21 protein-coding genes, 15 tRNA genes and 2 rRNA genes are annotated in these 25871 nt (G+C 48.5%); 36 read left to right on the top strand and 2 right to left on the bottom strand.

What is annotated here, in order from left to right; genetic code table 11:
- The first annotated feature begins 16 nt into the window (after positions 1-16).
- On the top strand, positions 17-2530 hold the full coding sequence (locus tag AC1S8V_RS25295; RefSeq protein ID WP_482071227.1) for an O-antigen ligase family protein: 2514 nt from the start codon (positions 17-19) through the stop codon (positions 2528-2530).
- 315 nt (positions 2531-2845) lie between these two features.
- On the opposite strand, the gene AC1S8V_RS25290 is transcribed toward AC1S8V_RS25295, so the two are convergent.
- The gene (locus AC1S8V_RS25290) at positions 2846-3193 is read right to left on the bottom strand and encodes a dehydrogenase (RefSeq protein ID WP_482071226.1); all 348 of its coding nucleotides are present in this window, start codon (positions 3191-3193) and stop codon (positions 2846-2848) included.
- A gap of 160 nt (positions 3194-3353) precedes the next feature.
- Here AC1S8V_RS25290 and uptA point away from each other — a divergent pair, with 160 nt between their 5' ends.
- The 17 genes from uptA (at position 3354) to AC1S8V_RS25205 (ending at position 17217) form a co-directional block, all read left to right on the top strand.
- Complete coding sequence (gene uptA / locus AC1S8V_RS25285; protein WP_145325788.1) at positions 3354-3968, top strand: undecaprenyl phosphate transporter UptA; 615 nt, start codon at positions 3354-3356, stop codon at positions 3966-3968.
- Between the two features lie 2 nt (positions 3969-3970).
- Positions 3971-4540, top strand: a complete 570-nt coding sequence (locus tag AC1S8V_RS25280; protein ID WP_340399454.1) for a thioredoxin family protein — start codon at positions 3971-3973, stop codon at positions 4538-4540.
- A 6-nt stretch (positions 4541-4546) separates the two neighbouring features.
- Positions 4547-5179 carry an MBL fold metallo-hydrolase gene (locus tag AC1S8V_RS25275; protein ID WP_036607016.1) on the top strand — a complete coding sequence of 211 codons (633 nt, stop codon included), beginning with the start codon at positions 4547-4549 and terminating at the stop codon, positions 5177-5179.
- A 587-nt stretch (positions 5180-5766) separates the two neighbouring features.
- Positions 5767-6033 carry a hypothetical protein gene (locus tag AC1S8V_RS25270; protein WP_482071225.1) on the top strand — a complete coding sequence of 89 codons (267 nt, stop codon included), beginning with the start codon at positions 5767-5769 and terminating at the stop codon, positions 6031-6033.
- Positions 6034-6136: 103 nt separating this feature from the next.
- Positions 6137-6667 (top strand): RNA polymerase sigma factor SigY, encoded by a 531-nt coding sequence (gene sigY, locus AC1S8V_RS25265; RefSeq protein WP_076212623.1) that lies wholly within the window; start codon positions 6137-6139, stop codon positions 6665-6667.
- Between the two features lie 2 nt (positions 6668-6669).
- Positions 6670-7005: a YxlC family protein gene (locus AC1S8V_RS25260; protein WP_482071224.1), complete on the top strand. Its 336-nt coding sequence runs from the start codon at positions 6670-6672 to the stop codon at positions 7003-7005.
- A complete protein-coding gene (locus tag AC1S8V_RS25255; protein ID WP_482071223.1) occupies positions 6998-7231 on the top strand; it encodes a sigmaY antisigma factor component in 234 nt (77 codons plus the stop codon). Before AC1S8V_RS25260 ends, AC1S8V_RS25255 begins: the two co-directional genes overlap by 8 nt.
- Positions 7232-7446: 215 nt before the next feature.
- Positions 7447-7830 (top strand): hypothetical protein, encoded by a 384-nt coding sequence (locus AC1S8V_RS25250; RefSeq protein ID WP_017692297.1) that lies wholly within the window; start codon positions 7447-7449, stop codon positions 7828-7830.
- A 205-nt stretch (positions 7831-8035) separates the two neighbouring features.
- A complete protein-coding gene (gene gatC / locus AC1S8V_RS25245) occupies positions 8036-8323 on the top strand; it encodes an Asp-tRNA(Asn)/Glu-tRNA(Gln) amidotransferase subunit GatC (protein ID WP_036607033.1) in 288 nt (95 codons plus the stop codon).
- Positions 8324-8350: 27 nt separating this feature from the next.
- The gene (gene gatA / locus AC1S8V_RS25240) at positions 8351-9808 is read left to right on the top strand and encodes an Asp-tRNA(Asn)/Glu-tRNA(Gln) amidotransferase subunit GatA (RefSeq protein WP_482071222.1); all 1458 of its coding nucleotides are present in this window, start codon (positions 8351-8353) and stop codon (positions 9806-9808) included.
- A gap of 26 nt (positions 9809-9834) precedes the next feature.
- Complete coding sequence (gatB, locus tag AC1S8V_RS25235) at positions 9835-11274, top strand: Asp-tRNA(Asn)/Glu-tRNA(Gln) amidotransferase subunit GatB (RefSeq protein ID WP_482071221.1); 1440 nt, start codon at positions 9835-9837, stop codon at positions 11272-11274.
- A gap of 95 nt (positions 11275-11369) precedes the next feature.
- Positions 11370-11831, top strand: coding sequence for a GNAT family N-acetyltransferase (locus AC1S8V_RS25230; RefSeq protein ID WP_482071220.1), 462 nt, complete (start codon positions 11370-11372; stop codon positions 11829-11831).
- Positions 11832-11864: 33 nt separating this feature from the next.
- Positions 11865-12575, top strand: a complete 711-nt coding sequence (locus AC1S8V_RS25225; protein ID WP_482071219.1) for an MgtC/SapB family protein — start codon at positions 11865-11867, stop codon at positions 12573-12575.
- Between the two features lie 146 nt (positions 12576-12721).
- Positions 12722-13315 carry a hypothetical protein gene (locus tag AC1S8V_RS25220; protein ID WP_482071218.1) on the top strand — a complete coding sequence of 198 codons (594 nt, stop codon included), beginning with the start codon at positions 12722-12724 and terminating at the stop codon, positions 13313-13315.
- Between the two features lie 26 nt (positions 13316-13341).
- A complete protein-coding gene (locus AC1S8V_RS25215) occupies positions 13342-14751 on the top strand; it encodes a DUF4097 family beta strand repeat-containing protein (RefSeq protein ID WP_482071217.1) in 1410 nt (469 codons plus the stop codon).
- Between the two features lie 171 nt (positions 14752-14922).
- Positions 14923-15345 (top strand): peroxide-responsive transcriptional repressor PerR, encoded by a 423-nt coding sequence (perR, locus tag AC1S8V_RS25210; protein WP_482071216.1) that lies wholly within the window; start codon positions 14923-14925, stop codon positions 15343-15345.
- Between the two features lie 141 nt (positions 15346-15486).
- Positions 15487-17217, top strand: coding sequence for a glycosyl hydrolase family 18 protein (locus AC1S8V_RS25205; protein WP_482071215.1), 1731 nt, complete (start codon positions 15487-15489; stop codon positions 17215-17217).
- A 268-nt stretch (positions 17218-17485) separates the two neighbouring features.
- On the opposite strand, the gene AC1S8V_RS25200 is transcribed toward AC1S8V_RS25205, so the two are convergent.
- Positions 17486-17866: a DUF2614 family zinc ribbon-containing protein gene (locus AC1S8V_RS25200; RefSeq protein ID WP_221820841.1), complete on the bottom strand. Its 381-nt coding sequence runs from the start codon at positions 17864-17866 to the stop codon at positions 17486-17488.
- Between the two features lie 122 nt (positions 17867-17988).
- Between AC1S8V_RS25200 and AC1S8V_RS25195 the strand changes: the two genes are divergently transcribed.
- From AC1S8V_RS25195 to AC1S8V_RS25110, 18 genes are all read left to right on the top strand, one after another.
- Entirely contained in the window at positions 17989-18867 is an 879-nt protein-coding gene (locus AC1S8V_RS25195; protein WP_482071214.1) for a nucleotidyltransferase-like protein, read from the top strand.
- Positions 18868-19325: 458 nt separating this feature from the next.
- Positions 19326-20878 (top strand): 16S ribosomal RNA (locus AC1S8V_RS25190).
- A 368-nt stretch (positions 20879-21246) separates the two neighbouring features.
- Positions 21247-24174: ribosomal RNA gene (locus tag AC1S8V_RS25185) — 23S ribosomal RNA — on the top strand.
- Together the 16S and 23S rRNA genes with 15 tRNA genes alongside form the textbook arrangement of a ribosomal RNA operon.
- Positions 24175-24242: 68 nt before the next feature.
- A tRNA-Asn gene (locus AC1S8V_RS25180) sits at positions 24243-24318 on the top strand.
- A 3-nt stretch (positions 24319-24321) separates the two neighbouring features.
- Positions 24322-24413, top strand: a tRNA-Ser gene (locus AC1S8V_RS25175).
- Between the two features lie 9 nt (positions 24414-24422).
- Positions 24423-24494 (top strand) — tRNA-Glu (locus AC1S8V_RS25170).
- A gap of 67 nt (positions 24495-24561) precedes the next feature.
- A tRNA-Val gene (locus AC1S8V_RS25165) sits at positions 24562-24637 on the top strand.
- 17 nt (positions 24638-24654) lie between these two features.
- Positions 24655-24728: transfer RNA gene (locus AC1S8V_RS25160), tRNA-Met, on the top strand.
- Positions 24729-24754: 26 nt separating this feature from the next.
- Positions 24755-24832 (top strand) — tRNA-Asp (locus tag AC1S8V_RS25155).
- A gap of 95 nt (positions 24833-24927) precedes the next feature.
- Positions 24928-25003, top strand: a tRNA-Phe gene (locus AC1S8V_RS25150).
- Positions 25004-25023: 20 nt separating this feature from the next.
- Positions 25024-25099: transfer RNA gene (locus AC1S8V_RS25145), tRNA-Thr, on the top strand.
- A 9-nt stretch (positions 25100-25108) separates the two neighbouring features.
- Positions 25109-25194, top strand: a tRNA-Tyr gene (locus AC1S8V_RS25140).
- A 6-nt stretch (positions 25195-25200) separates the two neighbouring features.
- A tRNA-Trp gene (locus AC1S8V_RS25135) sits at positions 25201-25274 on the top strand.
- 29 nt (positions 25275-25303) lie between these two features.
- Positions 25304-25376, top strand: a tRNA-His gene (locus tag AC1S8V_RS25130).
- 22 nt (positions 25377-25398) lie between these two features.
- Positions 25399-25473, top strand: a tRNA-Gln gene (locus AC1S8V_RS25125).
- Positions 25474-25477: 4 nt separating this feature from the next.
- Positions 25478-25552: transfer RNA gene (locus AC1S8V_RS25120), tRNA-Gly, on the top strand.
- Positions 25553-25558: 6 nt separating this feature from the next.
- Positions 25559-25632, top strand: a tRNA-Cys gene (locus tag AC1S8V_RS25115).
- Positions 25633-25638: 6 nt separating this feature from the next.
- Positions 25639-25717: transfer RNA gene (locus AC1S8V_RS25110), tRNA-Leu, on the top strand.
- The last annotated feature ends 154 nt before the right edge of the window (positions 25718-25871 follow it).

Here is a 25871-nt window from a genome sequence, read left to right as displayed (position 1 = left end):
AGGAGGGTGGACGTGGATGAAGTATAGGACAATGGATAAGGCAAAGCCAGTGGATAAACAGGGGCGTGCGGTGAATGAAGAAATGATAGAACTTGTGTTAGACAGGTCCCACCATGCAGATGGTACAGAATATGTAGATAACAGGTACTTATGTAACGGGGACATTAGGTGCAGTAGAGACAGTGTATACAAAAAGGAAGATACATATAAAAAAGATGATACATCTAATCCAAATGGAGCTATCCAAACCGAGTGGGAGGGCAGTTTTTCTCGGATTTTGAGGTGTGAACGTAATTTAGGTTCGGGATGGACTGTTGGGTTGGGCATACTCTCCATTGTCTTGCTGCTCGCAGGATGTCTGAGTCGGGGACTGTACTATTCGGCTGATCTGTATCCTGTCCTTCTGATCGCAGCAGGAAGCACCTTGATTATACTTGTGCTATTTCTTGTAGTTTTTCGTCCACAGAAGGCGAGTGAACGAATACCCATGTCATTGGTACAGGGGCAGGGGAACATTGAACGAATGGTTGAGAAAATATTTCAAACTCCGGGGATGTGGCGGGTATTGTGGCCGCTAGGGATGATAATTTGTTACGCCCTACATGCATGGGCAGGCTCGGTGAGTAAACAGGGCAGTATGGATGAGATGCTGCGATGGAGCCTGCTTGCGATATTTACTCTGCTCACCGCAATATTGGCTGCGCGTACGGATGGTGCGCGCTGGTTAGCCTGCGGTTGGCAGATGGCGGGCGGCTTGCTCGTGCTAAGCGGCATCCTTGCCGTGTGCGGGGTATGGCCGCTGCCCTTCGGGGTGATGCGGACCGCTGACCCCGAGATCAGCTCCGCCGGGGCCCGGCTCGGCGGATTATTGCAGTACCCGAATGCGTACGGTGCCGTTGTTGGCATGTACGCATTAGAGCGGCTGTCGGCCGCCGCGCGAGTCATAGCCCGGCCTGTGCCGGCCGGGCGACTCATCGCGGCAGTGCTGCCGCTTATGCCTGCGCAAGCCGCGCTCCTGCTGAGCGAGTCGCGCGGCGCTTGGCTGGCGACCGGCTGCGCCGCGGTCGCCGCCTTCGCTTTGCAGCGGCGCGGTGCCCGCCTGCCGCTGCTGCTGGCCACGGCCGCGCCACTGGCGTGCGCGGCCTGGCTATACCGCCAGCTGGCAGCTGCCCAGCTGGCGCCTGCACCCGTGCCCGGCCTGCTGGCACTGGCCGGGGCATGGGCAGCTGCGCTGCTCGGCACGCTGCTGCTGTGCCGTCTATGGCACAGCGGCGCCGCCAAGGCTCCTCGCGCCGCTGCCCTGACGGCCATCGTGCTGGCGGGAGCCGCCGCCGCACTCATGGCCGTGGCCTCCACCGCTGATCGCCTCGCGGCTGGTGTCGGCACAGGGGTGTCCCGCCTTCAGATGTGGCGGGACGCCCTAACGCTGTGGACCGAGGCCGCATGGCTTGGCCACGGGGGGGACACATGGCGCAACACGTTCCACGCCATTCAATCCTCGCCTTATGTCGGAGGCGAGGTTCACAACGGCTTGCTCGATCTTGCCCTGGACACGGGCTTGATCGGCATTCTGCTTGTCGCAGGGTGGTTTCTCCTCACCCTGCGAAGCATCCTTCACGTTGCACCGCAGCTCATGCCATCTGTGCTTATTTTTGGCCTGCATGGGGCGATGGACTTTGACTGGAGCTTCACACTATTCTGGATGCTCTTCATCTGGCTCGGTGCTTGGGCAGTCGCATTGAAGACGGAAGCGGTGGAAGGCAAGCGATCCGGGGGAACTGTCGAATACAACCCACCCAGACCTCAGCTCTCCGATTCTCCACCAACCCAATCCCGTCTATTATCTTTACCGATGCGGTCCTTCTCTCATATTCTTCAGCGTTTAACTTATCGGGGAATACGGGCATCAGTAGTGATGATTATCCTTTTCTGGCTCGGTGGAACAGTCTGGCTGACCTCCCGATACGCCGTAGCAGAAGTGCAGTACCGTCAGGCGATGTCTGAATCGGATGGAACTCCCGTACAAAAGGCACATCTTATAGCTGCCTTTCAATCGAATCCGAATCGACCAGATATTATCTTATCCCTTGCACGATCTCTCGGGGGGCAAGAAGCAGAATCACTCCTTCTGAACAGCCTGTCCCATTCCCCGGTGCACCCTCAGATTTACTTCGAACTGGGGCGATTGGCAGTCCAATTCGGAGAGGGGCAACAGGCTGGGAAATATTTTGATCAAGCTATCGCATTGAATCGCTATGATGGCATTGGCCAATCCGCCGCATTGTATTGGATGGAGCAGGCAGCGCAGCGGGAATGGGAGGCAGGATTCACGGATCGAGCCCAACAGACTGCCGCCGCTGGTGTACAGATGTATGAACGTTATCGTTTGTTGGTGGAGAAAGTGGAAGCAGGGAACGTTCATAATGATCGTCGTTTTGTAATGGAGGAACATGCTCTTGTTTATGGAGAGAACCTGCGCAAGCTTGCTTCCGCTCCATTTACTCCAGAGTTGACCCGGCGGAATCATTGAACCGCAGCTGGATTTAGTGGCTTACCTGTTTGCTTTTATCTAGGACGTGTCTCAAAACTCGCTGAAGTGCATCTTTAACCGCCTTTTCGCCCCATGCTGCGTCACTTTCCCTTGACGTGCCCCGGCACGCCTGCGGAAAACTTCCTGGCTTGGAACGAAAATTCGGCAAAATCTGCTTCCTTCGGAGTTTTCAGACACGCCCTAATGAACAGATTCAATTCATGAGAATTAAGAGGGTTAACAGTTAAGCCCATTTTCATGTACAGGGAGACAACATAAACTCTTTTTCCGCCTGCCTAGCTCATTGCCGCATATCTACAGACGATACCCGCCAAATGCATGCTGAAATGCATCTTTTAATGGCTCAACATCGACTTCCCACAGCGCGGCGATCTCTGCACTGACATCCGTGTTCCACCACTCACATAACTTTTTGCGGTTGTCGCGATTTTCCCCGATCCAGAGCAGATTGGCAATTACCTTACAGTAATAACATTCTTCCGCCTGCTTCATTCGTTCTGGGGAGACGTACACCTTCAGCCGTTTGGCTGTGCGGTACAGTTCTTTGCTGCATGCCCGGCGAATTCCCCTGGCGGAAGGAAGGTTTTGACCAGACTGCTTATGTTTGACCGGTGGAGAACCGGGTATTGACTTGTGTGACATCTTCTCACGCTCCTCTCCCCATACCATATGCGAACCGCTGCAAACGGGACACTATCCCAGCCTTGTGAAGTAGCAACGTCCACAGCCCTGTGATAAAATAGGGACGAACATCCATGGTGCGGAGGGGCACCGCCAATCAGGATGGAGAAAGAGGGTTGAGATGGACTTTATTCATAACCTTGTCGGCCAATTGTTCGATTGGATTCAAAGTCTTGGATACTTTGGAATCATGCTTGGATTAATGATGGAAGTCATCCCGAGCGAAATTGTGCTGGCGTATGGAGGTTTTCTCGTTTCACAAGGTAATATCAACTTTTTCGGTGCTATGATTTTCGGTACAGTGGGCGGTGTGATTGCCCAGTTATTTATTTACTGGATTGGCCGTTATGGCGGTAGACCTGTACTTGAACGCTACGGTAAATACATACTCATCCAGAAAAAACACATCGACCATTCCGAAGAGTGGTTCCGCAAGTATGGTACCGGTGTCATTTTCACGGCTCGTTTTGTTCCGGTGGTACGACATGCAATCTCCATCCCGGCTGGCATCACGAAAATGCATGCAGGCAAATTCATCTTGCTTACTACACTCGCTGTTATACCTTGGACTGCATTGTTTATATATTTAGGGATGATTCTTGGAGATCAATGGAAGCATATTGATGAGAAAGCGGCACCATATGTTATGCCTATTTTGTTGGTCGCTCTCGCCCTTATGATTGTTTATGTACTTATTAAATGGATGAATGCTCGTAAAAAGAAAGGAAGTGTCTAGTTATGGGTAAACCCAACTTGTCTCACAAATTCGGTAAAGGTCTGCCACCGAAGGATTTCATTGAGAGTATGACCAAGAACCAAAGTGAATTCCAGGCCAACTATGATAGCTTTACTTGGTCGAACGAAGAGGATCGTGAGTTTTTTGAGAGTCTGAACCATCGCGATGATCTGCGTGTGTTAATTCTGGCTGCTGACTGGTGCGGGGATGTTGTCCGCAATATTCCGGTTGTGTTCCAGGCGCTTGAAATCTCAGGAATCCCAACAGAAGTTCTGATTATGGAGAACCATCCGGAAGTGATGGATGAGTTCCTGACGATGGGTGGCCGTTCCGTGCCAGTCGTTATTTTCGCAGACACGGGTGGCCATGTGTTAGGTCAGTGGGGACCTCGTCCGCAGCATGTACAGGAAGTCATGATTGAATTCAAACGCCTTAACCCGGATCGTGAAGCAGCAGATTATCAAGAAAATTTGGCTGTAGCGCGTCAAGAGATAGGTAAACGTTATGGGGAAGGAACGGAGTCACATGCAACCATTATCCGTGAGTTGCGTGAACTGATTTCGGGTTACTAAGCCGATATGCTTAACATTCGCACGTTTACACTAGGCCCGCTTCAGACCAATGCGTATCTCCTGCAAGGAGATGATCCGGGTAAAGCCGTCATTATTGATCCGGGCATGAATCCAGGGCCGCTGCTTAAGGCGATCCAGGACTTGGAGATTGAAGCCATTCTCCTGACTCATGCTCACTTTGATCATATGGGTGGGGTAGATGAGATCCGTAAATTGAAGGGATGTCCCGTGTATCTTCATGACTTGGAGAGTGACTGGCTTACAACCCCAAAATTAAATGGATCTTTGAATTGGCCGCAGGCGACACCACCGCTTTCGACAGATCCTGCTGAATATGCCATGGACGAAGGACAGAAGCTGAATCTGATTGGACATACGTTTAAAGTGTTCCATACACCTGGACATTCACCAGGCAGTGTAAGTTTGCTTTGTGATAACGACCTGTTTGCCGGTGATGTGCTGTTCCGCATGGGTGTGGGCAGAACGGACCTGACAGGAGGGCGTGAACGGGATCTGATTGATTCAATCCAGAACAAGCTTTACACCTTTGCTGATGAAGTGAAAGTATATCCAGGTCATGGTCCCAAAACGACCATTGGTTATGAGAAACAGAACAATCCTTACGTGTCCGCAAGATAATCCGACAGGTTATGTGAAGAAAGTCTGGACAAGCGACAACTTTTTCATTAGAATAGCAATTAGTTGTTACAAGCGTTAAGGCATCATCTAACCGAAGCATTACCAAGAAACACCCAACCTTGCGAAGCACGCAGACTGTGGTCTATACCCGGTTTGCGTTCTTTTTTTATTTTCAGCCCCTTTTTATGACAGAATCAGTCCGTTTCACCCTACATTGAGATGCAAGATGCGCTTCATCACAAGCCAGTTTGAGACCAATAGCAAGTTAGCAGCAAGTACAGATTGATTTAGAAAAAATAAATTTAAGAAAATATTATATAAGTTGAACTAATCATTTACACGATAACGGAGAGGACAGAAAAAACCTGAAAAAGCGAAGCTACAAGCTTTCTGCAAGAAAGCTACTCCGGAAGCATACACTTCGCCTAAAAGCTTTCTGAAAGAAAGCTGCATCGGAAGCATACGCTATCTCCGGATTTTCCCCTTCGGAAAAGGGAATCAAAAAATCTGGGGATAACAGCGATTGGAAGGTTATTCTGTCATCGTAGTGTCAGTGTAAATAATCTTTAGTTCAACTTATATAGATCATGAGAGCGGGGAAGATCAAAGTGGAGAAAACAAGAGTCATTCCGTTGGGACAGCATGTCGAGTATCCGATTATTGAAGAAAACCGTCGCATGTTGGATAGTGGAAAAAGAGAAACAGGTACTAACCGAGCTTTAATACATAATCCTAGCGTGACCAATGAAGTGATGAAGCCTCAGCAGAATATATGGACAAGCCATGTATTAAGAAACGGAGCCCGCAACCAACCGTGGTTCGACAAGCTGCAAGATTACCGGAATCAAGTCTGATTGCCCGGGAAATTGTCGGGTTTAATTTTTTTTTGATTCCATTGAACGTTTCTGCAGAGCCTGTCGTATTAACTCCAGATTGAACGGAAAGCAGGTGATTTTCATGATAAAGGCAGCTGAGCTGGAAGAGGTACGCAGAGCAGTATCGGGAGACGATAGCGCACTCGCAGCGTTGTTGCAACGTCACTACACTTTTGTGTATAAGTATCTTGTCAAAGTGACAATGGACGCTAACCTCGCAGAAGAGACGGTGCAGGATACGATGATTCGTTGTATGGAAAATATCCATCGATATGATGGCACGTCTGCCTTTTCATCATGGATGATCACCATTGCGACCCGCATCTATATCGATAAGACAAGACGTAAGAAGAGAGAACAGAACTGGCTTGCTCTCATCCGGGATCAGGCTGTACGTCGATTCCGCTGGCAGCTTGAGACACGGAATGAAGAATGGACAGATGTCATGGATGCGATGACAAGACTGACACCCGAACATCGTGTTGCAGTGTTACTGAAGCATTATTATGGATACGGGTATGACGAGATCGGGGAAATGCTGGGTATTCCTGCTGGAACGGTAAAGTCACGAACAGCTTATGGTCTCCGTCAGTTAAGAAAGGAGCTGGAATAAGGATGGGCAGATCAGATGATGCACAAGAACAAGAAGTTGTAGAACGATTGCAGCAACACATGAAAGTGCTGGATGATGCATTTGAACCGACAAGCATTCCTTCCTTAGGTTCACTTGAAGCCCAAGTCAGGGAACGAAGACAGAGTAGACGTCGAGCCAATTGGATCGAGATGATATGTTTCTGGTTGGTTGGCTTGTTTGCCATTGTTTTCGGGGTCTTATTGTTCGTGTCCGCTCCAGCTCTATACGTGAGTATCCAGGCTCTTGGTACAGCTGTTGCGGTGATTTTGGCTGTGATCTGGGCTGGACGGCGCCGGAAGGAGGTTCGTCATGAATAAAATGCATTATTCGTTGGATGAAATTTCTCCTCTGTGGCTTATACTGCTTGGCATTTTTCTCTTGGTTCAGGGCACATGGATCTTTCAGGATGCACGCAAACGTGGACGTTTCCCCTGGTTATGGGGATTATGGGGGATCACCGGATTTCCCACGCCTCTCATCATATACTGGTTCGTCGTGATTCGATCACAACGCAAGCCAGGTACACAACACAAGAAAGTATGATCGTTTAATAGAGGATGTTCAAAAAGTCCGCTACTCCATTTCTAGCTTCATCCCACCTTCTCGGTACTGAAACTTATCTTTTTGAACACGCACTAATACAGAGAAAAAAGATTTTGCACAAATATGTTGTTTAATTCTAGTATTCCTAGACATCGTTATTCTTTTCTAGTAGACTATACAGATAATAAAAAGATAGACTACCAGGAGGTTAGACGATGCTGCGATTAGGAGAGAAGGTTGTCATCGTCGCGGATTCGTTTGAGCAGAATCTTCCTGTAGGGGAATATGGTTTCGTCATCGCTTATGACCGGAATCCGGACAATGCGTTCGATTACGTGCTTCGAGTGCCGCAGGTAAACCGGAACTTTTTTGTTCCATCCGGCGACATCGATCTGGAAGAGGTTCTGCTGAAGCAGGAAGCTGAGCGGGTCGAGCGAGAAGCGTTGATAGATTACGCCCTTGCGACACACAATGAGAAGCTGTTTCATCATCTGATGAATGGAGATTTTCAAGTTGTGGAAGAGGAAGAAGAACCCGCGAACGATGTTATGTCACAGGCGGATTTTATAAAGCAGGTTAATCTGCGTGCATGGATTTAGAATTTTAAGAGTCGGCTGATGTCGGCTCTTTTTTATTTTATAAGTTTGTTTTTAGCTTCCCGGAAGCCTGTCAGGTCATTTGCATTGAATTGTCGAACTATCTCACCTATAATGAAAAAAGTTATCTTGAGACTTTAGCCCGTTAAACGAGCGATTCGTTTCAGGCCGTTTTGGGAATCAGAACGAATGAAGGAGGCATCCGCTAATGAGTATTTCGAATAATGACGTTCAGCATGTGGCCAAGCTGGCCCGGCTCAACTTGACTGCTGAAGAAGAACAGACCCTGACAGGTCAGCTGAACGCGATTTTAAAATATGCAGAAAAGCTGAATGAGCTGGATACAGAAGACATCGAACCCACCACTCACGTTCTGCACGTAAGCAATGTCATGCGTGAAGATGAGACCAAAGAAAGCCTGTCGATTGAACAGGTGATGCGCAATGCACCGGAAGAAGAAGACGGGCAGTTTAAAGTGCCTGCTGTAATGGAATAACGGATAACCGGAAGGAGGACAAAAACTGTGAGTTTATTTGAACAATCGTTGCCTGATTTACATAACAAGCTGCATGCCAAAGAACTGTCGGTCAGCGATCTGGTGGAACAGGCGTATCAGAATATTGGCGCGCATGATGATAAAGTTAAAGCATATTTGGCACTGGATGAAGAACAAGCACGCGCTCGTGCACGTCAACTGGATGACCGTTTGGTTAGCGGCGAGGAGAAAGGTTTGCTTTTCGGCCTGCCTGTAGGGATTAAGGATAACATCGTTACGAACGGACTGCGCACGACCTGCGGTAGCCAGTTTCTTCGTAATTTCGACCCGGTGTATGATGCGACAGTTGTCGAGAAATTGAAAGCTGCAGACACCGTAACTATTGGTAAACTCAACATGGACGAATTCGCCATGGGCGGCTCCAATGAAAATTCAAGTTTCTCCCCTGTACGTAATCCATGGGCGCTTGACCGTGTTCCAGGAGGCTCCAGTGGTGGTTCTGCAGCTGCTGTAGCTGCGGGAGAAGCATACTTCACACTAGGCTCAGACACAGGTGGCTCCATCAGACAGCCTGCTTCGTATTGTGGTGTTGTCGGATTGAAGCCGACTTATGGACTTGTTTCCCGCTTTGGTCTGGTGGCATTTGCTTCATCCCTGGATCAGATAGGGCCTTTGACGAAAAATGTTGAAGATTCTGCCTATGTATTGCAAGCCATTGCTGGTTATGATGCCAAAGATTCGACATCTGCAAAAGTGGAGATCCCCGATTATTTGAGCGGACTGACAGGTGATGTCAAAGGACTTCGTATTGCGGTTCCGAAAGAATATATCGGTGAAGGCGTCGATCCACAAGTGAAAGAGACAGTTCTGTCTGCATTGAAAGTTCTCGAAGGACTCGGGGCAACATGGGAAGAAGTATCCCTCCCGCATACCGAATATGCGGTGGCTACGTATTACCTGCTGGCTTCTTCAGAGGCTTCTTCGAACCTGGCTCGATTTGATGGTGTACGTTATGGCGTGCGTGCAGACAATCCGGACAACTTGTTGGATCTGTATCATCAATCCCGCAGTCAAGGCTTTGGTCCTGAAGTGAAACGACGCATCATGCTTGGAACGTATGCACTCAGCTCGGGTTACTATGATGCCTATTATCTGAAAGCACAGAAAGTGCGTACATTGATCAAACAGGATTTCGACAATGTATTTGCCAAATATGATGTCATTATCGGACCAACTGCGCCAACAACGGCGTTCAAACTGGGTTCACAGGTGGATGATCCACTTACGATGTATCTGAACGATATTCTGACAATTCCGGTCAACCTGGCTGGTGTACCTGCCGTTAGTATTCCATGTGGATTCTCGGAAGGATTGCCAGTAGGCCTGCAAATTATCGGTAAAGCTTTTGATGAAACGACCGTATTGCGTGTAGCGCATGCGTTTGAACAAAATACAGAATTCCACAAGCAGCGTCCGCAGCTGTAGACTGCCCGGAACGGAGGAATATAGAAATGTCCGCATCTAAATATGAAACGGTCGTTGGACTTGAGGTCCACGTGGAGTTGCACACGAACTCCAAAATTTTCTGTGGCTGCCCCACAGCTTTTGGAGCTCCGCCGAATACGCATACCTGTCCGGTCTGCCTCGGGCATCCGGGCGTATTGCCTGTACTGAATCGTCAAGCTGTAGACTACGCGATGAAGGCAGCGATGGCCCTGAATTGTACAATTGCTGATGTCAGCAAGTTTGACCGTAAAAACTACTTTTACCCCGATTCACCAAAAGCCTATCAGATCTCGCAATTCGATCAACCGATCGGTGAGAACGGCTGGATTGATATCGAAGTGAATGGTGAAACGAAACGAATCGGCATCACACGTCTTCACTTGGAGGAAGATGCAGGGAAGCTTACACATATCGATGGCGGATACGCGTCTTTGGTGGATTTCAACCGTGTCGGTACTCCACTCGTAGAGATTGTATCTGAACCTGAGATTTCTTCTCCGGAAGAAGCACGTGCGTATCTTGAAAAATTGCGCGCGATTATGCAGTACTGTGATGTATCGGACGTGAAGATGGAAGAAGGTTCACTACGTTGTGACGCCAACATCAGTTTGCGTCCACATGGACAGGAAAAGCTGGGAACGAGAGCCGAGTTGAAAAACATGAACTCCTTCCGTGGTGTTCAACGTGGTCTCGAATATGAACAATATCGTCAGGCTGAAATTCTGGATGATGGCGGTGAGGTGGTTCAGGAGACGCGTCGTTGGGACGAAGCTCAAGGAAAGACACTGTCAATGCGTGGCAAGGAACAGGCGCATGACTACCGTTATTTCCCGGACCCGGATCTGGTGAAGCTGCATATTGATGCAGACTGGAAAGAGCGGATCAAGGCTACCATACCTGAGCTTCCGGACGAACGTAAGGCTCGTTACACGGCTGATTATGGATTGCCTAGCTATGATGCAGAGGTTATTACTTCATCCAAAGCTATAGCTGATCTTTTTGAAGATAGCCTGAAATTCACTCAGGATGCCAAATCCGTATCCAACTGGATCATGGGCGATTTGCTGGGTTACCTGAATACGAGCAACCTCGAGGTGACTCAGGTTCCACTAACAGGTCAAGGTTTGGGTGAGATGATTGGCTTGCTTGAGAAGGGCACCATTAACAGCAAAATCGCCAAAACGGTATTCAAGGAAATGCTCGAGAGCGGTAAGCTTCCTCAGCAGATCGTTGAAGAGAAGGGTCTTGTGCAGATTAGTGATGAAGGTGCCATTCTTGCCATCGTTGAGCAGGTTGTGGCGAACAATCCTCAATCTGTGGAAGATTATAAGGCTGGTAAACAGAAAGCCATCGGCTTCCTCGTTGGTCAAGTTATGAAAGAAAGTAAAGGCAAGGCGAATCCCGCCCTCGCCAACCAACTGCTTGCAGATGTACTGAACCGCTAATCCTTCCGGTGAGGCCGGACAGAAAGAGGCTCGTCCCTGTGACAGCCTCTTTTTGTTATGAAAGATATAAAAGAAATTCGGACGGGGGAACGGATATGAATATTCAATCATTGTCACTAAGTGATCTGGAGACGTTGGGACAGTTATGGAGACTTCAACATGTGGCCTATCGATTGGAAGCTGAAATCATCGGATTTCAGGAGATTCCTCCTTTGATGGATACGATGGAGACACTTCGGGATTGCGGAGAGCACTTTTATGGTGTCCATGATGACGGAGAACTTATCGGAGCTGTCGCTGTAGCGGAGGAAGAGGAGAACACACTGACCATTACACGAATGATGGTGCACCCGGATCACTTTCGCAAGGGAATTGCTGCATCTTTGATGGCGTATGTGTTGGAACAGCATGCGGATCTTCCACGTTATATCGTCTCCACAGGAACGCTGAATCAACCCGCTGTGAAACTGTACACCAAATTTGGTTTTAACCCCGTGGAAGTCACACAGATTGCACCTGGAGTGGAATTAACGACTTTTCATAAGAATAAACTTTAATAACGTTAACAACTGGGAGGAGGAGTACCGACTTTGGGCGATCCCTGGTTCATTGATGAGTGGCACATTTTATTACGATTATTACTGGCTATGCTGCTTGGAGGGCTCGTAGGCCTGGAGCGGGAACGGTCCAATCATGCTGCTGGTTTGCGTACCCATATTTTGGTGTGTCTGGGCTCTGCACTGATTATGATGTTGTCTGTTTATGGCTTTAAAGATTTTGCTAATGAATTAAATGTAAGGATCGATCCAGCTCGTTTGGCTACAGCTGTAATTACTGGTGTGGGATTCCTGGGAGCAGGGACAATTCTCTTCACGGGAAAATCCATCACCGGACTGACTACGGCAGCTTCAATCTGGGTTGTTGCAGCCATTGGGCTCGCAGCAGGTGCGGGATTCTTTTTTGCATCTATCGTATCCACCGTCCTGGTATTGCTTAATCTCTGGGTATTTAACAAACTAGAGCTGAGGTATTTACGAGGGAACAAAATGCATGTCGTTACACTTCATACCTTGTCAGAACCTGGTTTTCTGGAACAACTGTCTTCATGTATGGAGCAGGAGAAGATCAAAATTCGTAAAATTACAGTGAATGAACAAGACCTGGCTTATGCAGAGATGATATCGGTTGAACGTAAAATTGAGATTGTGCTGCATGTCCAGGTACCGCATGATTTCAAAACAGTAGGGCTGGTATCCAAGTTAAGACATTGGGAACATGTGACCAAAGTATCGATCGAATAATGAATTACAACCCTCCCCAGGCCAGCAGTGCCGGAGGGTTTTTGGTTATATCCATATTTCTTCCAGTTACTCTCCTTGCTCTTTAGGGTACTATCTAACCAAATGCATGAAGAGCGGAAGGTCAGATCAGAAGAGAGGAGTATGTTATGAAGCGGAGACGTCAATCCAACAAAAGGACCCGTACAGTCCAGGCCAAACCGGTGAGAAATCGGACTCACAAGTTTATTGCGGGATTATTGAGTGCCATTATTCCTGGGCTCGGTCATATTTATCTAAGATTGTACATGAGAGGTCTGACCTTTATGCTGCTTGTTTTGCTTGATCTGTCAGCAGTGTTGTACTTCTCATCCATTGGAATACAGATCAATGTGCCATTGCTCATCTTGCTTGCTTTGTGTATCCCGGTTATTTACTTTTACAATGTATATGATGTGCTGCAATCTGCAGATTGGGTCATGATGCGCAGACGGAGAGCAGTGACCCAGGGAACTTTGGACAAGCCGGTATCCAATGAACGTTCTACACGAGATGCAATGATGGTCTGGGAGAGAGGCATATCGTTTGGATTGCTCCTGATTGTGGGAGGGTCTTTGATGGTACTGTTTTTTCGTAAACCACGCTGGTTCCAAGAGATCCTCGCCATGTACGGCGGATACTCATTTGCAATTCTCATGATCATAGGAGGTTTGCTTCTGTTCGGGCGTGAGTTCTGGGTTATGTTGAACAAGAAAAAAATGTAGTTGAAACGATACAAGGAGGGAACGTAATGAACCGTAAAGTCCGGGTTGGCCGCTATACGGCTGCCGCCTTAATCGTAGCGGTGGGTGTGCTGTTGATTTTGGATAAACGGTGGGGAACTGACTACGTATATGAGATGGTGGACTGGTGGCCATTTTTGCTCATAGTTTTAGGCGTGGAATATATTGTGCTGTTTCTGTGGACACGCAGAAGAAACAAGGCGCAATCAGATAATCCAGACCATCCTGATGTACCCATAAAAGTACGTTTTAGACCTGATGCCAAAGGCATTCTGACCTCACTGATTTTGGCGGCTTCCGTATTTATCGTTACCGAGCAGGATCACTATATGCACTTATGGAATAGAGTGAGTCTTAATCTCGGTGCGGCCTCCATGGACTACAGTCAAGCTGCGGGATATATGGAGGATAAGGGCACAATTCGAGTACCCGTACGCATGGATACTTCAGATCTTGTGGTCGAAGGTGTGAACGGGGATATCTCAGTGCAACGGGGGGATACGGAGGGGATTGAAGTACGAACGGTTATCTGGGTAGATCAGACGACGGAAGTGCAAGCGAAGGCTGTAGCAGCTGCCTCTTTTGTGGAGACCGATGGTGCGAAAGTGATTCATATTAAAGCTACAGGCAAGACGTATGGAGAAAATGAAAAAACGCAGCCACGGATGAATCTTACCATAACGATTCCGGATGATCGTCGCTTTAATCTGGATATTCGAACTTCCAATGGAGCCATATTGTTAAACCGTCCGGAAGCCATTAGTACCATATTTGCCGAAACGGGTAACGGACGGATCCGGATTACCAATGCCGTTGGAGATATCTCGGGGAAAACGTTGAACGGAGATGTCATTGTAGCCAACGCCATTGGTAATGTAGACCTCGACAGTAACCGTGGAGACATGAAGGCCCGCGGAGTTTCCGGTGATGTCGATCTGACCACACAAGTGGGAAGTATCAGTATCGCAGACTCCGTTGGCCAATTCACGGCAGAGACACGTAACGGCAATATTACGCTGGATGGTGCCAACCTGGGAATCAAGGCTCAATCGCTTAATGGCAGTATTAACATCGTATCTGCCAAAGTCGGGGGTGACTGGGATGTGTACAGTGCTGTGGGAGCCATTAACGTATTACTTCCTGATCGTGGAGACTACAGTCTTGCGGGTTCCAGCAGTTATGGAGATTTAAGTACGGATCTGCCTTTCAAAGTACAGAATAAAACTATTGAAGGCCAGCTCGGTGAGGGTGAGTACAGGGTGAAAATCGAAGGCAACAGTGATCTCACCATTCAGAGCAACCCAGCTGTGTCTACACCAGATACGGTTACACAGGAATCTGAAGATGCGGCTGAAAATCTGGAACAGACGACCGAAGACGGAGCAAATTCCCAGGATGATTCTACAGAAGTTCCTTGACGGCCGCGTTGACAATAAACTTGTAATCGCCGTACAATAAATGTACACTGGCAAGATTACACGATACGATAGATGGGGTGTCGTTGTTAATGGCCGGGAATCTACTCTGTACGAGGAGACAGTAACTCACTCTTCGCCAGAGAATGAATGAAAGGTAAGGCGGTGGGTTTTATGGCAACACGTGTCCAACATGCGTTGGAGCATCTGAAAACGACCGGTGTCCGTATTACACCCCAGCGTCATGCCATATTGAACTATCTGATGGAATCCATGGGGCATCCGACAGCCGATGAAATTTACCGAGCGCTTGAACCCCAATTTCCCAGTATGAGCGTGGCGACGGTATATAATAATTTGAAGATGTTTCTGGAAGCTGGCATGGTCCGGGAATTGACATACGGAGATAATTCAAGTCGCTTCGATGCCAATGTGACGGATCATTATCATGTTATTTGTGATCATTGCGGCAAGATAGAAGACTTCAGCTATCCTTCACTCAAAAGTGTAGAACTTCAAGCGGAGTCTAGTACGGGTTTTGAAGTACATGGTCACCGATTGGAAGTATATGGCGTATGCAAAAGTTGCAGGGATTAAGAGAGTTGAATTACAATATTAACGTGCAGAATTCAGTATGGATTCTTCACGTTTTTTTTTTAGCATTTATGCAAAACACTCATTTTTATAACAACTTATGCGCACATCCTTATGATCAGCATAATTAACGGAGGTAGACGTTTGGGTAGAAAAAGCAGATATACACGTCAGAAGCGACGTTCATTTTGGCCCGGTTTTCTCGGGGCTTGTCTGATCGCCGGAGGGGCTTACTGGCTTATAACAAATGTATGGTTGAACCAGACCCATGAAGACCCCGACTGGGTAGGAAGAAGCCAACCTATTTTTGTAGATGGGCAACTGATGGATGGAGACGCTCTGGGTACAGGAGATCAACTCAAGTTACCTGTAGATGTGCTGCAAGAAGCGATTGATGCAGGCATACGTTATGAATCTGAATCGGGAGATATCATTATTGCCTCCCCTCAGCGAGTCCTTCATATGAAAGATGGAAGCACACAAGCAGAACTTAATCACAAAGATTATCCCATGACAGTTAAGCCTGAGGTTAAGGACGGAGAAGCCTATATTCCGCTCAAACCTTTGAAAGAAGTATATGGCATAACCGTACAGGAAGATCCAGTAACAGGTGCTGTGCTGCTGATGCGTGGAGGGGACACGATACAATATGCAGAGATTGATACGTTGTCATCCAAAGCAGACAAGACGGTGCCGTTATATAAACGTGGGGGAGAATCCTCACCCATCATTGCCGACATGGAAAAGGATGCACGGGTACGTGTATGGCAGACGGGGGATAAACAGAGTTTTGTTCAACTCGATAATGGATATGCCGGATATGTAGATAATGATTATATTGCACTCACCGAGAAAAAGAAGGTGGACTTGCCCAAGTATACGCTGACTGCAGCAGAGAAAAAGTGGCAAAATAAACCGGTAAACCTGGTTTGGGAAGCCGTGTACAATCGTCAGCCTGATGTGGGCTCTATCGGTAAAATGCCCGGTGTGAATGTGGTTAGCCCCACATGGTTTCATATTACGGATGGACAGGGAACTGTGAAAAGCAAGGGAAACCAAGCTTATGTGAACTGGGCTCACCGTTCGGGTATGGAAGTATGGGGACTCATGGATAACAGCTTTGATCCGGACGTTACAAAAGAAGCCGTAGCTTCTTACGAGACACGCACGCATATTATTGAGCAGATGTTAGAGTATGCACAGACGTATCAATTGGATGGTATCAATATCGACTTTGAGAACGTGTATACAGATGACGGGCCGAATATTACGCAATTTGTTCGCGAGATCAAGGCGATGGCACGCATACATGGATTAATGTTATCGATTGATGTGACACCAAAATCGAACAGTGAGATGTGGTCAGCCTTTCTGGATCGCCGCGCTTTAGGTTCTTTTGCAGACTATGTTATTGTGATGGCTTATGATGAACATTGGGCGGCCAGTCCCAAGGCAGGTTCGGTAGCGTCTCTGCCATGGACCGAGGCTTCCATGAGACGTATACTTGAGGAGGATGAAGTACCTTCTAACAAGTTGATCATGGCGGTTCCGCTCTATACACGGATCTGGACGGAAGAGACGAATGATCAAGGGGAGGTTAAAGTGTCTTCCAAAGCGGTAGGCATGAATACCATTGTGGAACTCATCCAAGAGAAGAAACTCAAACCCGAACTGGATCAGGCAAGTGGACAGAACTATGTGGAATATGAGGAAGACGGAGCTACCAAGAAAATATGGATTGAAGATGCCGTGTCCCTTCAGGCACGTGTGGATTTGATTGCTTCGTTGAAGTTAGGCGGAGTAGCGGCGTGGAATCGAAGCTTTGCTAATGCTTCTGCATGGGAGATATTGAAGCAGGCTGGATATCAGAAATAATTACTTGTGCTCCGTGTTCGACGGATTGCTTCTCTCGTTTTGCTTTGCAAGGTCAGAAGTTGCTCCCGTTCGATACCATCTTACATCTAATCTATCATTTTATTAGCCATAGGAATCATAACTTAACTTCAGATCTTAGCTATTGATAACAGCAACAAGGGTTCACTTATAAGCCAAGTCCAAAAAGGTCCGGTAAACATACCGGGCCTTTTTTTGTTCTTCAATGAAATTAAGGTAAAAGACATTTAGCGTTGGAGATCATTTCGTGCTATCCATCGGTGGGGGGAACTTGTGTAGAAGGCGCTTTCAGTTGTTGGCTGGTCATATTGGCCTTATTAGGGTCCAGGGTGAGGATGGTATGACAGAACATACAACGATCCGTTTTGCCAAGCATTTTGGTTAACTTCCCGCATTCCGGACAGTCGACTTGTACTGCGCTGGTGGAAAGCATACCCGCCCAGAAATAAATGGCTAAACTGGCCATCATGGCAATCAGTCCGATGACGAGCCCTACAGCTGCGAATACCTTGCCTGCATGTCCCCAGAAAACAATCCCGGCTGTTCCCAGTATCATTAGGCCCATACCTAGCATGGTCAGTAGTAATCCCCAAGTGCGAAAAGCATTAATTTTTGCTGATTTAAAAATCATGAAAAATGCTCCTATCGTATGAGTAGTATCGGACCTGGAAAAGAAGGAAACTTCAGTCTGGATGTAGAATTACATTATAACTGACTTGGCGCTTATCTGCCATGAAATGTATGGAGGGAATCGTGGAATTAAAGAACCTTGCTTTTTTGTCCGAACAGTCGGAAGAGACAGGGGCAGTTGGGGCTATCGCATATTCCCACCCGGGAGAGCGATTCCACGGCTCCCTAATTCAAGATTTCGAATTATTAGTACTTGTTGTTCATAATGATGATCAATTAAAGTCGGCGGTGGGACATTACAGATATGGTGATCTTCGTTATCAGATGATCTATGCGAGCCGTCATGAATTAAAGAGTAGTGTAGTTACCGGGAATCATAATAATCTCACCCAGTGTCTGATTGAAGGTGAGATTATCTGGGAAGCGGACAGCACCTTAAGTGATTTGCGAGAAGAATTGTCTGCCTTTGGGGCGGAATTGCGCGAGCAGAAGCTGCTTCATGAATTCACCAGTTTCTTGAGGATGTATGTGGAGGCCAAACGTCATATTCAGGAAGGTCATGTTGTAGACGCCTACTACAATGTATTAGAGGCTCTGGGGAACTGGGCAAGAATTGTATTGATTGAACAGGGGATATACCCGGATCATGCCGTATGGACACATGTGCAGAATCTGGATCGCGCTTTATGGAAACTATATCAAGAACTTACCGTAAGCTCGGAGACGCTGGAGCAGCGAGTAGAGCTTGTCCTGCTTGCCTGTGAGTTTTCGGTAATGTCCAAAATGAGTGAATGCTCAGAACTGCTGCTGCGTGTGCTAAGAAGTCGCAAGGAGCCGTGGAGCATGAATGAGCTTGTTCATCATCCGCAGTTAAGATTTGTTCGGGAAGATCTGCCGTTGGTTCTGCGCAAGCTGGTCTTTCGTTCTATTGTAAAAGAATCGGCAGGATGGCCATCGATCGGAGGAGAGGGCCGGGAAATTCGGTATTGGATTGAGGCATAACCTTTTTCAAAAGCCTGGTATTATATTGATCACATAAGGGAGGGGGAAACCTTCCTTTTTTGTTTGTTTAATAATTTATAAAAAGATGTTGACTCTCATTCGCGATATATGATACATTATATTTCGTTCCTCAAACGAGATTATCGCCAACAAACGATGAATTTTTCAGAGGAAAAGTGAAGAACTAAAGCTTCAAAAAAAGAAATCAAAAAAACTTCTTGACGAAAACAAACGAAATGTGTTACATTATTTAAGTCGCCGCCGAAACTTGGCTGAGACAAAAACAAGTAAAACAAATCGTGTTTGATCTTTGAAAACTGAACAACGAGTGAGTAAACGTTCTGCTTGCAGAATGAACGCGAAAGTATGAAACAAGCCTTGGCTTGGATCGACTGGAGCACAAATGAGATTTTTAATCTCGTCAGATTCAAAATGAGCTTATCGCTCTTTTCAATACTTTATTGGAGAGTTTGATCCTGGCTCAGGACGAACGCTGGCGGCATGCCTAATACATGCAAGTCGAGCGGAGTTGATAGGAAGCTTGCTTCCTGGATACTTAGCGGCGGACGGGTGAGTAACACGTAGGCAACCTGCCCTCAAGTTTGGGACAACTACCGGAAACGGTAGCTAATACCGAATAGTTGTTTTCTTCGCCTGAAGAGAACTGGAAAGACGGAGCAATCTGTCACTTGGGGATGGGCCTGCGGCGCATTAGCTAGTTGGTGGGGTAACGGCTCACCAAGGCGACGATGCGTAGCCGACCTGAGAGGGTGATCGGCCACACTGGGACTGAGACACGGCCCAGACTCCTACGGGAGGCAGCAGTAGGGAATCTTCCGCAATGGGCGAAAGCCTGACGGAGCAATGCCGCGTGAGTGATGAAGGTTTTCGGATCGTAAAGCTCTGTTGCCAGGGAAGAACGCTTGGGAGAGTAACTGCTCTCAAGGTGACGGTACCTGAGAAGAAAGCCCCGGCTAACTACGTGCCAGCAGCCGCGGTAATACGTAGGGGGCAAGCGTTGTCCGGAATTATTGGGCGTAAAGCGCGCGCAGGCGGTCATTTAAGTCTGGTGTTTAATCCCGGGGCTCAACCCCGGATCGCACTGGAAACTGGGTGACTTGAGTGCAGAAGAGGAGAGTGGAATTCCACGTGTAGCGGTGAAATGCGTAGATATGTGGAGGAACACCAGTGGCGAAGGCGACTCTCTGGGCTGTAACTGACGCTGAGGCGCGAAAGCGTGGGGAGCAAACAGGATTAGATACCCTGGTAGTCCACGCCGTAAACGATGAGTGCTAGGTGTTAGGGGTTTCGATACCCTTGGTGCCGAAGTTAACACATTAAGCACTCCGCCTGGGGAGTACGGTCGCAAGACTGAAACTCAAAGGAATTGACGGGGACCCGCACAAGCAGTGGAGTATGTGGTTTAATTCGAAGCAACGCGAAGAACCTTACCAGGTCTTGACATCCCTCTGATCGGTACAGAGATGTATCTTTCCTTCGGGACAGAGGAGACAGGTGGTGCATGGTTGTCGTCAGCTCGTGTCGTGAGATGTTGGGTTAAGTCCCGCAACGAGCGCAACCCTTATATTTAGTTGCCAGCACTTCGGGTGGGCACTCTAGATAGACTGCCGGTGACAAACCGGAGGAAGGTGGGGATGACGTCAAATCATCATGCCCCTTATGACCTGGGCTACACACGTACTACAATGGCCGGTACAACGGGCTGCGAAATCGCGAGATGGAGCCAATCCCAACAAAGCCGGTCTCAGTTCGGATTGCAGGCTGCAACTCGCCTGCATGAAGTCGGAATTGCTAGTAATCGCGGATCAGCATGCCGCGGTGAATACGTTCCCGGGTCTTGTACACACCGCCCGTCACACCACGAGAGTTTATAACACCCGAAGTCGGTGGGGTAACCGCAAGGAGCCAGCCGCCGAAGGTGGGATAGATGATTGGGGTGAAGTCGTAACAAGGTAGCCGTATCGGAAGGTGCGGCTGGATCACCTCCTTTCTATGGAGAATCGTTTCCCGCGTGGAAACATTCAAATCAGCAGGTTCTTAGAACCTGCGACAGCAATTCATTTCGGTCCATCACTTCGGTGTGGATGAAATGAAGAGCACAAAACACTCACTCGTTGCTCAGTTTTGAGAGCTCAAACTCTCAAACAGCTTGCTTTTGCATGGAGCTTGTTCTTTGAAAACTAGATATCGAAACGAAACAAACGCGAATTAGAACATTCCTTTTTAGCTGAACTTGTGTTAAAACAAGTTTCAATAAAAACGGTAGTTAATTGCTTTTGCGATGGTATTGGATGGGAGCGACTTTTGGCTTTGCGCAAGCAAAACAAGGGAAGCGAGCAGTCAAAACCGGAGCAATATGGTTAAGCTACTAAGAGCACACGGAGGATGCCTAGGCGCTAGGAGCCGATGAAGGACGTGGCGAACAACGAAACTGCCTCGGGGAGCTGTAAGCAAGCTTTGATCCGGGGGTGTCCGAATGGGGAAACCCAGCTGGGGTAATTTCCAGTTACTCACAACTGAATACATAGGTTGTGCAGAGGCATACCAGGGGAACTGAAACATCTAAGTACCCTGAGGAAGAGAAAACAATAGTGATTCCGTCAGTAGCGGCGAGCGAACGCGGAGAAGCCCAAACCAGAGAGCTTGCTCTCTGGGGTTGTGGGACGTCTCACATGGAGTTACAAAGGAACCGGTTAAGCGAAGAGGTCTGGAAAGGCCCGCCAAAGAAGGTAAAAGCCCTGTAATTGAAAGTTGGTTCCCTCCGAGACGGATCCCGAGTAGTGCGGGGCACGTGAAACCCCGTATGAATCCGGCAGGACCATCTGCCAAGGCTAAATACTTCCTAGCGACCGATAGTGAAGCAGTACCGTGAGGGAAAGGTGAAAAGCACCCCGGAAGGGGAGTGAAATAGAACCTGAAACCGTGTGCTTACAAAAAGTCAGAGCCCGTTTTAGGGGTGATGGCGTGCCTTTTGTAGAATGAACCGGCGAGTTACGTTCCCGTGCAAGGTTAAGGTGAAGAGCCGGAGCCGCAGCGAAAGCGAGTCTGAATAGGGCGAGTGAGTACGTGGACGTAGACCCGAAACCGGGTGATCTACCCCTGTCCAGGGTGAAGGTGCGGTAACACGCACTGGAGGCCCGAACCCACGCATGTTGAAAAATGCGGGGATGAGGTGGGGGTAGCGGAGAAATTCCAATCGAACTCGGAGATAGCTGGTTCTCCCCGAAATAGCTTTAGGGCTAGCCTCGGAAAACAGAGTCGTGGAGGTAGAGCACTGATTGGGTGCGGGGCCCGCAAGGGTTACCAAGCTCAGTCAAACTCCGAATGCCATAGACTTACTTCCGGGAGTCAGACAGTGAGTGCTAAGATCCATTGTCAAAAGGGAAACAGCCCAGACCATCAGCTAAGGTCCCCAAGTGTGTGTTAAGTGGGAAAGGATGTGGAGTTGCACAGACAACCAGGATGTTGGCTTAGAAGCAGCCATCATTGAAAGAGTGCGTAATAGCTCACTGGTCGAGTGACTCTGCGCCGAAAATGTAACGGGGCTAAACACACCACCGAAGCTATGGCTTGATGCTTTGCATCAGGGGTAGGGGAGCGTTGTATAAGGGTTGAAGGTGTACCGTAAGGAGCGCTGGACATTATACAAGTGAGAATGCCGGTATGAGTAACGAAAAGATCAGTGAGAATCTGATCCGCCGAAAGCCTAAGGGTTCCTGAGGAAGGCTCGTCCGCTCAGGGTAAGTCGGGACCTAAGGCGAGGCCGAAAGGCGTAGTCGAAGGACAACAGGTCGAAATTCCTGTACCACCGTAAGCCGTTATGAGCAATGGGGGGACGCAGTAGGGTAGTGACGCGGACTGATGGATGTCCGTCTAAGCAGTAAGGCTGATGTGTAGGCAAATCCGCACATCGTAAGGCTGAGCTGTGATGGGGAGTGAAAATTACAGTAGCGAAGGTCATGATCTCACACTGCCAAGAAAAGCCTCTAGCCAGGTGATGGTGCCCGTACCGCAAACCGACACAGGTAGGCGAGAAGAGTATTCTAAGGCGCGCGGAAGAACTCTCGTTAAGGAACTCGGCAAAATGACCCCGTAACTTCGGGAGAAGGGGTGCCCCGGTAGTGTGAATAGCACGAGGGGGCCGCAGTGAAAAGGCCCAAGCGACTGTTTAGCAAAAACACAGGTCTGTGCGAAGCCGTAAGGCGAAGTATACGGGCTGACGCCTGCCCGGTGCTGGAAGGTTAAGGGGAGTGGTTAGGGAGCAATCCCGAAGCTGTGAACCGAAGCCCCAGTAAACGGCGGCCGTAACTATAACGGTCCTAAGGTAGCGAAATTCCTTGTCAGGTAAATTCTGACCCGCACGAATGGCGTAACGACTTGGGCGCTGTCTCAACGAGAGATCCGGTGAAATTTTAATACCTGTGAAGATGCAGGTTACCCGCGACAAGACGGAAAGACCCCATGGAGCTTTACTGCAGCTTGATATTGAATTTGGGTACGATCTGTACAGGATAGGTGGGAGCCTTTGAAACGTGAGCGCCAGCTTGCGTGGAGGCAACGTTGGGATACCACCCTGATCGTATCTAGGTTCTAACCTGGTACCGTAAACCGGTACGGGGACAGTGTCAGGTGGGCAGTTTGACTGGGGCGGTCGCCTCCTAAAGAGTAACGGAGGCGCCCAAAGGTTCCCTCAGAATGGTTGGAAATCATTCGAAGAGTGCAAAGGCATAAGGGAGCTTGACTGCGAGACCTACAAGTCGAGCAGGGACGAAAGTCGGGCTTAGTGATCCGGTGGTACCGCATGGAAGGGCCATCGCTCAACGGATAAAAGCTACCCTGGGGATAACAGGCTTATCTCCCCCAAGAGTCCACATCGACGGGGAGGTTTGGCACCTCGATGTCGGCTCATCGCATCCTGGGGCTGAAGTAGGTCCCAAGGGTTGGGCTGTTCGCCCATTAAAGCGGTACGCGAGCTGGGTTCAGAACGTCGTGAGACAGTTCGGTCCCTATCTGTCGTGGGCGTAGGAAATTTGAGAGGAGCTGTCCTTAGTACGAGAGGACCGGGATGGACGTACCGCTGGTGTACCAGTTGTTCCGCCAGGAGCACCGCTGGGTAGCTATGTACGGAAGGGATAAACGCTGAAAGCATCTAAGCGTGAAGCCCCCCTCAAGATGAGATTTCCCAGTATGTAAGACCCCTTGAAGACGACGAGGTAGATAGGCTGGGGGTGGAAGTGCAGCAATGCATGGAGCTGACCAGTACTAATCGGTCGAGGGCTTATCCAAATATGCAAGTGATAATTCGCAGGTTTCGTTTCGAATCTAGTTTTCAGAGAACGATCTCTGAAGCATATTCCCTGATAGCTCAGTTGGTAGAGCACTCGACTGTTAATCGAGTTGTCACAGGTTCGAGCCCTGTTCGGGGAGCCATATGGAGAGGTGTCCGAGCTGGCCGAAGGAGCACGATTGGAAATCGTGTAGGCGTCACAAGCGTCTCGAGGGTTCGAATCCCTCTCTCTCCGCCATAATATTAAGGCCCGTTGGTCAAGGGGTTAAGACACCTCCCTTTCACGGAGGTAACAGGGGTTCGAATCCCCTACGGGTCATATTAACTTCAAAAAAAGAAGTTGATTTTTACAATAAGATTATGGTAAGATCATAAATGTGTTGTTCGGAGGCTTAGCTCAGCTGGGAGAGCATCTGCCTTACAAGCAGAGGGTCGGGGGTTCGATCCCCTCAGCCTCCACCATATAACTTTTATAACGACGCGGGGTGGAGCAGCCCGGTAGCTCGTCGGGCTCATAACCCGAAGGCCGCAGGTTCAAATCCTGCCCCCGCAATTAGACTTTCCTTGAGAAAGTGATCTGGAACCGTGGTGTAGTTGGCCTAACATGCCTGCCTGTCACGCAGGAGATCGCGGGTTCGAATCCCGTCGGTTCCGCCATTTAATCTTTACATGAGGCAAAATGTTCGCTACATCTGCTGTATGGCACTGATGCCCTATATAAAGTGTAAGGAAATGAGATTAGACTTTATTATGACTCGGTAGCTCAGTCGGTAGAGCAGAGGACTGAAAATCCTCGTGTCGGCGGTTCGATTCCGTCCCGAGCCACCATTTTTAAAACAATTTAATATGCCGGTGTAGCTCAACTGGTAGAGCAACTGACTTGTAATCAGTAGGTTGGGGGTTCAAGTCCTCTCGCCGGCACCATGTAATCCTGGAGGATTAGCGAAGTGGCCAAACGCATCAGACTGTAAATCTGCTCCCGTACGGGTTCGGTGGTTCGAATCCATCATCCTCCACCAGTTTTTAGGGGCATAGTTTAAAGGTAGAACAACGGTCTCCAAAACCGTTGGTGTGGGTTCAATTCCTGCTGCCCCTGCCAATTAAATTTTAGAAAATTAACTTTTTGTGGCGATCGTGGCGAAGTGGTTAACGCACCGGTTTGTGGATCCGGCATTCGGGGGTTCAATTCCCCTCGATCGCCCCTTTGTTTTTTCATTTTTTATTGGGGATTAGCCAAGCGGTAAGGCAACGGACTTTGACTCCGTCATGCATAGGTTCAAATCCTATATCCCCAGCCATTATGCGGACGTGGCTCAGCGGTAGAGCATCGCCTTGCCAAGGCGAGGGTCGCGGGTTCGATTCCCGTCGTCCGCTCCAAGATATGGCGCCATAGCCAAGTGGTAAGGCACAGCTCTGCAAAAGCTTTATCCCCAGTTCGAATCTGGGTGGCGCCTCCAGTATATGCCGGCGTGGCGGAATGGCAGACGCGCTCGACTCAAAATCGAGTGGGAAACCGTGGAGGTTCGAGTCCTCTCGCCGGTATATTGAATAGCCCTACGAATTGCTTATGCAATCTGTGGGGCTATTTTTATTTTATAAGAAATGATTTTTGCATAGTAAGAAAAGTTGGACTTTAATAAAGATTGACGTATGATTATATCCGGTATATTGTAGATAAGTGAAGTCTTTAATATAA

The sequence above is a fragment of the Paenibacillus sp. B46(2026) genome, assembly GCF_056786355.1.
The sequence above is the reverse complement of the archived record's forward strand: the minus strand, read 5'-3'. Positions and strand labels throughout refer to the sequence as shown.